The sequence below is a fragment of the Nocardioides sp. genome (genome assembly GCF_051876515.1).
Lineage (GTDB): Bacteria > Actinomycetota > Actinomycetes > Propionibacteriales > Nocardioidaceae > Nocardioides.
In genome coordinates, this window is sequence record NZ_JBJEHY010000146.1 from 20,467 (window position 1) to 31,609 (window position 11,143).

The following is an 11,143-nucleotide window of genomic DNA, read 5'->3' on the forward strand; positions in this document are numbered from 1 at the left end:
GGCACTTCTCGCGATGCGGGCCATGCTGTCGACGCCCACCGACAACACGTGCCGTCGAGGCCGCACACCGCTCAGCACCCGCTGACCGGGACGGTGTTTCGTGTGACGAATGGGACAGGTGGGACAGAGCCCGAGCGTGCAGGGCCAGCGACACGCCGACTGCGAGTAAATGTCTAGACCAGTGGTTGTACCGGTCAGGCCGCCAGGCGGTGGCAGGCTCTGCCAGGTGACCACCAAGCTGATCGCCGCCCTGCTCCCCTCCGCCGACCTCGACCCCTCCTCGCACTGGGACTCCCTGGTCCAGCGCCTGCGCGACGCTGGCGCCGAGCGGGTCCAGGTGAACGTCGACGACGAGGCGGTGGCGGACGCGATGCTCCGCCTGACCACCCGCGCCGACGCCGTACGGACCGTGATCTCCGTGTGGACGCCGGACGCCGAGGCCGCGCTGGCGGTGCTGGCCCCGGTGGCGGACGTGTACGAGGTGGAGGAGCGGCGGCGTCTGGAGCCGCCGGCGGCGCCGTACGGGGAGGCGGAGCCCTGGCTGTCCAACCTGGCGCTGCTGCGTCGCCCTGCCGCCATGGAGCACCCCGCGTGGCTGGCGTACTGGATGGACCACCACACCCAGATCGCCATCGACACCCAGGACACCCACGGCTACGTCCAGAACATCGTGGTGGCCACCCTGACCGACCACCCGGGGCGTGCGGCCGACTCCATCACCGGCATCGTCGAGGAGCTGTTCCTCCCGGGCGCCAAGACCGACTTCCACGTCTTCTACGGGTCGGGCGGCGACGAGGACGAGCTGCGCCGGCGGATGACGGAGATGGGTCGCAGCGTGCAGCAGTTCGGTGCCTCGGAGAACCTGGACCTGGTCCCCAGCACCCGCCGCGTCTTCGACTTCGCCGAGGGGCCGACCAGCGGCTGAGGCCGGGCCACCCCGTCACCTGGCGTTCACACGCGAGGTCTTCCCAGCGGGTTCCGGATGAGGAATGGTCGCTGCATGACCATCAATCTCGGGATGGGGCCGCGGAGTGCCGCTGCCCTCGTCATCACCCTGTTCCTCGTCGTGTTCCCGCTGGGGACGACCACGCACGCCGCGACACCGCTGAGCGTCGCCTCGGCGGTCTCCACGCAGGACGGCTCCACGCAGACCGTCCGCGGGTACGTCGTGGGGCAGCCGGTCTCGACGACCTCGGTGCTGACATCGTCGTACCCCAACGACTACGCGCTCGCGCTGGCCGACACCGCCGGCGAGACCGACACCGCCAAGATGCTGTACGTCCAGATCCCCTCGACCTTCCGGTCGGCGTGGGGCCTCAGGACGAACCCGGGCCTGCTCGGGCAGCGCATCGACGTCACCGCCCAGCTGTCGGCGTACTTCTCCCACCCGGGCGCCAAGAACGCCACCGCCTTCGCGACGGCGGGCACCACCGGTCCGACCGATCCCACGGATCCGACCGACCCGACCGAACCGGGTGAGCACGACGACTACTACGGCCCCGCCCTGGGCAAGACGGGTGCGCCGCTGAAGGCTGCGCTGCACGACATCATCGACGACCAGACGAAGCTGTCGTACGCGCAGGTCTGGGAGGCACTGAAGGACACCGACCAGGACCCGGCCAACGCCAACAACGTCCTCACCCTCTACTCCGGGTTGTCGCTGCCCAAGTCCGGCAACGGCGGCGACGCCGACGACTGGAACCGCGAGCACGTCTGGGCCAAGTCCCACGGCGACTTCGGTACGGCGACCGGCCCCGGCACCGACGTGCACCACCTGCGCCCGGAGGACGTCACGGTCAACTCCTCGCGCGGCAACAAGGACTTCGACAACGGCGGCGCGGCCGTCAGCCAGTGCTCCGGCTGCAAGGGCGACTCGGACTCGTTCGAGCCGCGCGACGCGGTCAAGGGCGACGTGGCCCGGATGATCTTCTACATGGCCGTCCGTTACAACGGGGACGACGGGTTCAGGGACCTCGAGCTCAACAACCTGACCAACAACGGCACCAACCCGTTCCACGGCAAGGTCAGCGTCCTGCTGGCCTGGCACGCGGCCGACCCGGTGTCCGACTTCGAGCGGCGCCGCAACGACCGGATCTTCGAGAACTGGCAGGGCAACCGCAACCCGTTCATCGACCACCCGGAGTGGGCCACGGCCATCTGGAACTGACCGCTCCCCCGGCCCCGCAGCTCGGGCGGGTCGAACCTGTCGTGGTCTCGACGGGCTCGACCAACGGTCGGCTGCGGGGCCGGCCTGCGTCAGGAGACGACCCGGTACGCGACCAGCCGACGCTTCTCCGCGACCGCCCAGACCTCCTCCCCGATCCGCTCGGTCAGGGCGAAGAGAGCCTCCGCGCTCGGCCGCCCGCCGCCCGGACTCCCGTCGAAGCCGCACGCCCGCACGTAGCGAGCCGTGGGGATGCTGTCCGAGAAGGGGTTGTCGAGGGCGGCTCCCGAGACCAGCGGGCGCGTGGCTCTGCACAAGGTGGTCGTACCGGCAGGCAGAGACCGCGTGGAGCCGTCGACGAGGGCCACCAGCAGTGGTTCGTCCCGTCCCATGGCCAGAGTGAACTCGTCTCCGTCGACGATGTCGCCCAGGATCCCCGGGTTGACTGAGGTCTCGCCGTACCGCTCGTCGGCCAGCGCGTCGGCGAGCGGGATCTCCCAGACCGTCGCGCCGGTGGTGGGGTCGTAGCCCTCCATCACCTCCTCCATCCCGCGGTACAGGGTCGTACCGCCCTTGCGGCGCAACGCGGTCCCCGCGTAGCGGCACCGGACGGGCCGGCCCACGTGCTCGGTTCCTGCACACTCCCGACCGATGCCGAGGGAGCGCCAGACCTCCTGACCCGTGTCGAGGTCGAGCGCGACCACACCTCTGGCCGTGACGGGCACAGGGACACGCCGCCCCGCGTCGTACCGACGCTGGAGGCCGTCGTGGATCCTCAACGTCTCGAAGATCGGCACGAGCACCAGTCCGAGCTCGTCGTCCACCCGGACGAAGGCGGTCGTGTTGGAGAGCCACCAACGGCCGTGCACCAGATCGTCGAGAGCCACCTCCCAGCGGACCGACCCGTCCCGACGCCCCACCCGGAGCCGCTCGGCCGGGAAGTCGTTCGCGTACACGCCGGTCGCCAACGAGGTGACCCGGGTGCCTCGCGGTGAGCGAGCCGTCAGCCGCTGTGACGACAGGTCGCGCAGGTCCCACCTCGTCCAGCCCCGCTCCCACCCCCGGAAGCAGAGGTCGACGTCGCCGGGGCAGATCGTGCCCAACTCGGAGGGCTGGGGCCGCACCCTGCCCTGCACCTCACCCGTGCGCGGATCGAGCACGGCCAACACAGAGACGAAGCCGTCCACTCCCACCTCTTCCTGGACCACGACGTGCTCGTCGCCCTCCCGGTCGGTGGCCCCCACGGCGCCGAAGGAGAAGAAGCTCCCCTCGGGGACCGTGGCGTGACGCCAGATCTCGCGACCGTCGTCGACGCTGCGGCCCACCACCCGGTAGCCCTGCGCCTGCGCGCCCTCGACCGTGACGACGACCCCGCCCACCTCCCACGGCCCCTGCACGACGGCCGGAGCGGTCCAGGCGACCTGCACCTCCCCTGCGGGCGCGGCGTCGACGGCCGACGGATCGTCTGCCCGTACGGGTCGGGCAGGCGCCGCCTCGGACCCCGACGGTGGCGCGCAGCCCGCCATGGCGAGGAGGGCGAGCAAGCAGGTGACAAGTGTTCGCATGGCCGCGACGCTAGGCATCCTGAGGCAAGCGCGGTGAGAGCCGACTCGCCCCTGTGGAGAACTCCGTCCGGCAACGCCTGTGGACGTCTCAGAGCAGCGTGACACCCGCGAACGGCACCGTGAGGAGGTGCCGCCCGGTCTGGACGTGGTACCGGGTGCGGCCACGCTTGACGACCACGCCCTGCGCACCGTGCCAGCGGCCGTGGGCGGTGATCCGTACCCGCGAGCCCTCGGCGAACCTCACCCGCAGGGTGCCCGCGCGCAGGGCGGCCAGCTCCTCCTCGTACTGCGGGTGCATGGGGGCCGCTCGCCCGTGGTGGGTCCAGGAGAAGACGCGTTCGGCGAACTCCCCGGTGCACTGGCGGCACGCCTTGACGCGTACGGGTCTGCGGTGGGCGTCGGTCTGGTGGCCGGCCGGGCAGACGCCGACCCACGCGCCCGACACGGTGGGGGTGTCGCGCGCCAGGCAGCGCTGCCCGTTGCTGCCGATCCGCAGCGCGGTGGCGCGCCAGGTGGCGTCGTGCCCGTGCCGTGGGCCGACGAGGGCGTGCGCGATCTCGTGGAGCACCGTCTGGCGCACCTCGGCCTCGTCGTGGAGGCCCGTGAGCTCGCGGCTCAGGGTGATGCGACGGTCGGCGAAGTGCGTGGCTCCGGCCCGACGCTTGGCACGGTCGTACGCGAAGGTCCACCCGCGCAGCCCGTGCCGGGTCATCTCGTCGACGGCGAGGCGTCGGGCGTCGTCCAGGTCCACGGGGTCATCACACCAGCCGGCACCGACAGTCGCGGTGCAGGCGGACGGCGCGTCAGAGGGAGAAGTCCCCGTCGTGACTCAGGCCCTCGCCGGTGAGCACCCAGACCCCGGGGGTGCCGGTCTGCATCAGACCGTCCGCGGACAGGTTGCGGCGCGCGACGCGGGCGGCACGGCGCCAGCGGAGCTCGCCCTCGGGCGTGCTCTCGTGGTCACCGGCGATCAGGTCGTCGGCCACCCTCGCCTCGAGCGCCTCGAAGAGGGCGTCGTTGCCGAGCTCACCGCCGGCCTCCTGCAGGAGGGCGAGCACGTGCGGGGCGAAGAACTCAGGCGGCGTCCAGCGGCGCGGGGCCCGGCGTACGGGCACCTCGGCCGCGGCCTTCTTGGGTGCCTTGGCGCGTGGGGTCGTGGTCCGCGTCGAGGTGCTGCGCGTCGCCCGCGGGGTGGGGGCCGGCGGCTCCACCATGGGTGCCGGCGGCATGCCGTGCACGCACGTCGAGAGGGGCAGGTCGCACAGGTCGCAGTAGTCCTCGCTCATCGGGGACGAATCTACTCCCCCGCCGACCCGCTCCCGACCAGATCGGCCGTGCTCCTGCTCACCCCCGGACCCTCTCCGCCCTGAGGTCCGGGCCGGTGCCGCGAACATGCAGCGTGGCCGGAGCCCCAAGGCCCCGGCCACGCTGTCAGCTCGTACGAGCACTCACTCCGTGATGGAGCGCGGGATGCTGCTGTTGGCGACGCGGTTCTCGGCGTCGATCATCCAGGCGAGCTGCTCGATGCGCTCGAGGACGGTGTGCAGGATGTCGGCGGTCGTCGGGTCCTCCGCGTCGACCTCGTCGTGGATGCGACGGGCGGTGCCAGCGGTGGCGTACAGCGACGCCACGATGGCGTCGGTCGCGTCGGCGGTGTCGATCTCGTCGGTGGGCGCGGCCGGCAGGCTCGTCTGCGCCGCCACCGTCGCGGCCCGGCCGTCCGGGGTGACGTAGATGGCGCGCATGCGCTCGGCCACGGTGTCGGAGAACTCGCGCGCAGCGTCGGTGACCTCGTCGAGGACCAGGTGCATGTCACGGAAGTTCTTGCCGACCACGTTCCAGTGCAGCTGCTTGGCCTGCAGGTGGAGGTCGGTCAGGTCGACGAGCATCTGCTGGAGGTGGTCAGCGAGCTGTCGGGAGGCCTGGAACGCCGGGTGGGCGGTGTGCTGAAGGGTCTGAGTCATGGGTGTGACTTCCTTTCTCTCCTCGCGTACGACACCCATTATCCCGGCTATTTTGGAATGGTTCAAGAAAGGTGAGGCTGGGCTAAGTGGCCGTACATCTCCGCGAAGTCGTCGCGCTGGCCGTGTGACCGCCCCTAAGCTGACGCCCGACACACGGTGCCGTCGGGTGTGCAACGCAGGAGGCTCGTTGGACGAGAATCGCCCCGACGTGGGCTGGCGCAACACGGCACGTGGCGGCACGGATGAGCCGAGGCTCACGCTCGTCCACGACGTCCTCCGCTATGCCCAGGGGGCGAGCCAGGTCGACCCTGAGTTGGACGGATATCTGAACTACCACTGGCTGACGAGCCCAGCCGACCTCGGCCACCGCAAGATCATGTTGGAGTCCGGGATCAACGCTTCCGAGTGGGTACATGCACGCGACGGCGTACGTCGGCCGGTGATCGCCATTCGATCCAGCCCGTGGAAGGCCGGACACGAAAGCAACCCGTGGCATGACGAGTTCGATCTCGACCATGGACACGTCCGCTACTTCGGCGACCACAAGCCCACCACCGTCGGGTTCCCCGGCGCGACGCGCGGCAATCGCTGGCTCCTCGAAGCCGCCCAACTCCATGCAGGCACCAGCCCCGAGGAGCGCGTGCTGGCGCCGCCCCTGCTCCTGTTTCGTTCGACCACGATCCACCGGGCCGGTCGAGCGGTCGTCAAGGGGCACGTGGAGTTCTGCGGTGCCGCGATCATCGAGCGCCTTGAACACGTCATCCAGCGTGACCCCGACTCCGGACGCAGCTTCCCGAACATCGCGCTGGATCTCGCCGTGGTTTCGGGCGGAAGCGTGGACGGTATGGACATGCGTTGGATCGATGACCGACGCGATCCGACACTGACGGCGCAGCAAACACTCCGTCACTCCCCCGATGCGTGGCAGCGGTGGGTACGCCAAGGGCGCGTGGCGATCCCAGGGATCAGGAGGCGAGTGCTGTCCAGCCCCGTCAAGTCCGCCCCGCAGCAACAGCCCGTCCCAGGGACGGTTGAGGCCGAGACCTTGCACACGCTCTACACGTTCTACGACGACCGCAAGCACGCCTTCGAGTTGCTGGCTTCCCGAGTGGCCAGCGAGGTACTGCGCGAGTCTGGAGTCCGGTACAAGGAGGGGTGGCTGTCCAGATCGTCTGGAGACGGAGGCGTGGACTTCATCGCTCGCATCGACATGGGGTCCCTGAGCGCCAGCACACCAGTCGTGGTGCTCGGGCAAGCCAAGTGCATCAAGCCCAGTTCCAGCATCTCGCCCGAGCAAGTGGCGCGCGTCGTCGCACGCCTCAAGCGCGGGTGGATCGGCGTCTACGTGACGACCGGGTCGTTCTCCAAGCAGGCACAGATCGAAATCATCGACGACCAATACCCCGTCGTCCTGATCCCGGGCGCAGTCCTCGCCGAAACGGTGCGGCGCATGGCGCAGGCCAACCATGGCGGCGACGTCGAGGCGCTTCTCCAGACGACCGTCGACGGCTACAGCGACTCCGTCGCCCATCGGCGCCCCGAAGAGGTCCTGTCCATCTGACGAGTACGACGACGGCCTCCGTCCCCAGCAGGAACGGAGGCCGTCGTGGTTCCGAGTGGACCAACGAGCGGTGCTCAGGCGGCCACGACCTCGGCCTCCTCGCGCCACACCTGACCGTCGCGCTTCGCGTCGTACACCTCGCGCTCGAGGATGCCCTCGCGCTTGGCGACGATGGTCGGGACGAGCGCCTGGCCGGCGACGTTGACGGCGGTACGGCCCATGTCGAGGATCGGGTCGACGGCGAGCAGTAGGCCGACGCCCTCGAGCGGGAGGCCCAGGGTCGACAGGGTCAGGGTCAGCATGACGGTCGCGCCGGTCACGCCCGCGGTGGCGGCGGAGCCGATCACGGAGACGAACGCGATCAGCAGGTAGTCGGTGATCGACAGGTCGAGGCCGAAGAACTGGGCCACGAAGATCGCCGAGATCGCCGGGTAGATCGAGGCGCAACCGTCCATCTTGGTCGTCGCGCCCAGCGGCACCGCGAAGCTCGCGTACGCACGGGGCACCCCGAGGTTGCGCTCAGTCACCGACTGGGTGACCGGCATGGTGCCGATCGAGGAGCGCGACACGAACGCCAGCGAGATCGCCGGCCACGCGCCGGAGAAGAACTGCTTCACGCCCAGGCCGTTGACGCGCAGCAGCACCGGGTAGACCACGAACAGCACCAGAGCCAGGCCCACGTAGATCGCCACCGAGTACGTGCCCAGCGAACCGAGCGCGTCCCAGCCGTACGTCGCCACGGCCTTGCCGAGCAGACCGACCGTCGCGATCGGCGCGAGCAGGATGACCCACCACAGCACCTTCTGCACCACGGCCAGCGCGGAGCGTACGACCGCCAGGAACGGCTCGGCGGCCTCACCGACCTTCAACGTGGCGATGCCGATGGCGATCGCGACGACCAGGATCTGCAGCACGTTGAACGACACGGCGATCGAGCCGTCCGGGTTCGCCCCGGCACCCAGACCCAGGAAGTTCGACGGGACCAGACCCGTCAGGAAGTCCAGCCACGAACCCGACTTGCCGGGGGCGGCAGCGGCGTCCTGCGACACCGAGGTGTGCGAGCCCGGCTGCAGCACCAGGCCGAGCACGATGCCGATCGACACCGCGATCAGCGCGGTGACCGCGAACCACAGCAGCGTCTTCCACGCCAGCCGGGCCGCGCCGGTCACCTCACGCAGGTTCGCGATCGAGGCGACGATCGCGAGGAAGACCAGCGGCGGCACGATCGCGCGCAACAGCGTCACGAAGGTCGACCCCACGATGGTGAGGGTCTCGGTGAGCCAGTTGGGGTCGGCGACCCCGGTCTCGGCGTCGACGCCGACCGGGCCCATCTCGCGGGCTACCAGACCGAGGACGACGCCCAGCGCCAGACCGATCAGGACCTGGACCCCGAAGGAAGGAAGCTTCACACGGCGCTTGGGCGCCACATCAGCGGTACTCATGAAGAGGTTGTGCCTTTCACTGCGACCGGACGGCGCAGCGGGTCGGCGCCGTCCGAGGAGAAATCGGACGCGTACGGCCGCCGGGCCCTCGTGGGGCGCTCAGGCGGCAGTCGTCACCGACAGCGGGTGCTGTGCGTGCGTGCGAGGTCGACGACGAGGCGCCGCGTCAGCAGCGCTCCGGGAGCCGTCGAGATGAGCACGGAAGTCACAACACCCATCATGCGCCCCGCATTCCGCGGATGGCGAAACGACGTCAGACGACGCCCAGCCGCTGGGCCACCGCGTCGCCACCGATCAGCCTGATCGCGTCGGGCTGCCCCACCACGACGAGCTCGTCCGTGGCACGCGACATGCCCACGTACAGCCGCTCCCGCGCCCGCTCCTCACCTCGGTACGTCTGACGGACGAACCTCAGTGTTGGCGGACGACCTGTCGGCGCGGCCTGACCAACCTGTGCGCGACCTGTGAGCTGCGGCCCGGGCGGGCTCTCAGTCCCGGGGAACGGTCAGCAGGGCCCCGCCCCGCAGACCTTCCTCAGGCTGCCGCGAGTCGGTGGGCGCGTCCCGGACGACCCCGTTCCGCAGGAAGATCCGGTGCTCACCGAGCACGGCCACCCGGTCGTACCCGGTGGTGAGGGCCCAGCGGACCCGGCCACCGTCGATCTCGCGCACGTCGAAGGCCGAGGCGACGACCACCCACGTCGGGGCGTCGGGGCCGCGCAGCAGGTCGGTCAGCGTGGAGAGGTCCGGGTCGAGGGTGCGCAGGGGTAGGCCCCACAGGTGCGGGTACGGGGAGGGCAGCCCGGCCGCGTGGTTGATGCGGCAACCTCCGTACATGACGGTGAGGGTGTCGCCGGGCTCGGCGACCGCAGCGATGGCGCGGCCGACGTCCTCGCTCGTTGACGGCGGGACCTCCCCCGCGACCCGCTGGACCGACACGCAGGCCGCGAGCACCACCGACACGGCCGTCAGCACCCAGAGCGCCTGCTTCCACCCGGTCAGCCGAGCGGCCAGGACCCCGAAGCCCACGGCCAGGGGGACCACCAGCTGCGCCAGGTAGTGGCTCCAGTACCCGCCGCTCATGACGATCGAGTAGATGTCGAAGACGAGCACGGCCAGCACGCCCACCAGCACCGGCTCCCGGCCCCGCAGCCAGGCGGCGCCGGAGAGGACCCAGACGCTCAGCAGCGCGAGGCCGCCCGTGTGCCAGCGATGGATCATGGACTCGCGCCGCGCCAGCACCTCGGCGGTTCCGCCGTCGGCGATCGTGCGCGCCGCGTCGAGCCGGAACGGGTACAACGCGTACCAGAGGTCACCGAGGTCGGTCCCACGGCTCACCGACCACGCCGCCATCGCGAGCAGAACGACGACGGCCCCGACCAGGGTCCCGACGACCACGCGGGCCGCTGTCGCACGGTCGACGCGCCGCACGGCGAGGGCCACGAGGAGCGCGACGGCCCCGAAGACGAAGACGTCCACCATGTTCTGCTTGACCATCACCGCGCAGGCGCCCGCCGCTCCTGCCAGCGCGGACCACCCGTAGGCGGCCCGCGCCGATCCTGCACCCAGCGCGTGCACGCCCGCGCCGATGCCGAGGGCCACGAACGGAGCGGCCAGGAGCTCGCCGTTGACGATGTGTCCGCCCAGCACGGGCGAGACGACCAGCCCCGCCGCCACCAGGGCCGACGCGGCGGCGGCACGACTTCCCGCGGCAGTACCGGGCCCTGCGGCCGCACGCGCCGTCCACGCCACGAGGAGCACGACGGCCACGGATGCGACGCACCCGATCACGCGCAGGGCGGTGACCCCACCGGCGGCATCGGCCAGGCCGAACAACCCGATCAGGAGGGGTGGACGATCGACCCAGTAGTCCCCGTACAGCGACGTTCCCGGGCCCCACTGGCCTCCCACCACGAGGTAACCCGCCTCGTCGCGGCTCGGCGGCCAGTCGATGAACGGCACCCGCGCGGCGACGGCGAACGCCGCCGCGAGGACGACGCCCGCCCACGCGGCGGTCGTCGTCCGTGTCGAGGTCACTCCCGTGGTGTCCGGCCCCCGCCCCATGCAACGAGCGTGACAGGCAGGTGGGCACCTGCCTTGGTCCGGTGCCCACCTGGACTGGACCGGAGGCCGAAATGCCGTACGGCCCGGCTCCCCAGGGAACCGGGCCGTACGGAGGTGGCTCAGCTGCAGCCGGAGGTGCTGCCGCAGCCCTCGCAGACGTAGCAGGAGCCGGCGGGACGCATCTTGGTGCCGCAGGTCATGCACAGGGGCGAGTCGACCGCGGTGCCGGTGATGAGCTCGAGCAGCTCGGCGGAGGTGTGCGCCTCACCCGGTGCGGGCTTGGCGACGGCCTCGACGACCTGCGCAGGCGCCTCCTCCTTGGCCTCGACCGGCGTGGCCTCGAGCAGCTCGGCGGCCGAACCCGTCTCCTCCACGACAGGCTCG

The 11,143-nt window shown here is 70.8% G+C and carries 10 protein-coding genes; 3 read left to right on the plus strand and 7 right to left on the minus strand.

Annotation, left to right across the window (positions count from 1 at the left end):
* Positions 1-226: 226 nt before the first annotated feature.
* Together ACI379_RS11085 and ACI379_RS11090 are read left to right on the plus strand one after the other, a co-directional pair.
* Entirely contained in the window at positions 227-925 is a 699-nt protein-coding gene (locus ACI379_RS11085) for a hypothetical protein (RefSeq protein ID WP_439792148.1), read from the plus strand.
* Positions 926-1,000: 75 nt separating this feature from the next.
* On the plus strand, positions 1,001-2,167 hold the full coding sequence (locus ACI379_RS11090) for an endonuclease (RefSeq protein ID WP_439792149.1): 1,167 nt from the start codon (positions 1,001-1,003) through the stop codon (positions 2,165-2,167).
* An 89-nt stretch (positions 2,168-2,256) separates the two neighbouring features.
* Here ACI379_RS11090 and ACI379_RS11095 read toward each other — a convergent pair whose 3' ends face one another.
* The 4 genes from ACI379_RS11095 to ACI379_RS11110 form a co-directional block, all read right to left on the minus strand.
* On the minus strand, positions 2,257-3,729 hold the full coding sequence (locus tag ACI379_RS11095) for a hypothetical protein (RefSeq protein ID WP_439792150.1): 1,473 nt from the start codon (positions 3,727-3,729) through the stop codon (positions 2,257-2,259).
* Positions 3,730-3,817: 88 nt separating this feature from the next.
* The gene (locus ACI379_RS11100) at positions 3,818-4,480 is read right to left on the minus strand and encodes a SprT-like domain-containing protein (protein ID WP_439792151.1); all 663 of its coding nucleotides are present in this window, start codon (positions 4,478-4,480) and stop codon (positions 3,818-3,820) included.
* A gap of 52 nt (positions 4,481-4,532) precedes the next feature.
* The gene (locus ACI379_RS11105; RefSeq protein ID WP_439792152.1) at positions 4,533-5,015 is read right to left on the minus strand and encodes a hypothetical protein; all 483 of its coding nucleotides are present in this window, start codon (positions 5,013-5,015) and stop codon (positions 4,533-4,535) included.
* A 162-nt stretch (positions 5,016-5,177) separates the two neighbouring features.
* Positions 5,178-5,693, minus strand: a complete 516-nt coding sequence (locus ACI379_RS11110; protein WP_439792153.1) for a Dps family protein — start codon at positions 5,691-5,693, stop codon at positions 5,178-5,180.
* A gap of 187 nt (positions 5,694-5,880) precedes the next feature.
* Here ACI379_RS11110 and ACI379_RS11115 point away from each other — a divergent pair, with 187 nt between their 5' ends.
* Positions 5,881-7,254, plus strand: a complete 1,374-nt coding sequence (locus tag ACI379_RS11115; protein WP_439792154.1) for a restriction endonuclease — start codon at positions 5,881-5,883, stop codon at positions 7,252-7,254.
* 74 nt (positions 7,255-7,328) lie between these two features.
* Here ACI379_RS11115 and ACI379_RS11120 read toward each other — a convergent pair whose 3' ends face one another.
* The 3 genes from ACI379_RS11120 to ACI379_RS11130 all read right to left on the minus strand — a co-directional run.
* Entirely contained in the window at positions 7,329-8,696 is a 1,368-nt protein-coding gene (locus ACI379_RS11120) for a dicarboxylate/amino acid:cation symporter (RefSeq protein ID WP_439792155.1), read from the minus strand.
* Positions 8,697-9,184: 488 nt separating this feature from the next.
* Positions 9,185-10,732 carry a hypothetical protein gene (locus ACI379_RS11125; RefSeq protein ID WP_439792156.1) on the minus strand — a complete coding sequence of 516 codons (1,548 nt, stop codon included), beginning with the start codon at positions 10,730-10,732 and terminating at the stop codon, positions 9,185-9,187.
* A gap of 146 nt (positions 10,733-10,878) precedes the next feature.
* The coding region (locus tag ACI379_RS11130; protein ID WP_439792157.1) for a hypothetical protein at positions 10,879-11,143 on the minus strand (265 nt) is incomplete at its 5' end.

Bases quoted from the DNA above. Each gene is read 5' to 3' on its own strand.
- ACI379_RS11110 (WP_439792153.1), bottom strand. From the start codon at position 5,693: ATGACTCAGACCCTTCAGCACACCGCCCACCCGGCGTTCCAGGCCTCC.
- ACI379_RS11090 (WP_439792149.1), top strand. From the start codon at position 1,001: ATGACCATCAATCTCGGGATGGGGCCGCGGAGTGCCGCTGCCCTCGTC.
- ACI379_RS11105 (WP_439792152.1), bottom strand. From the start codon at position 5,015: ATGAGCGAGGACTACTGCGACCTGTGCGACCTGCCCCTCTCGACGTGC.
- ACI379_RS11120 (WP_439792155.1), bottom strand. From the start codon at position 8,696: ATGAGTACCGCTGATGTGGCGCCCAAGCGCCGTGTGAAGCTTCCTTCC.
- ACI379_RS11095 (WP_439792150.1), bottom strand. From the start codon at position 3,729: ATGCGAACACTTGTCACCTGCTTGCTCGCCCTCCTCGCCATGGCGGGC.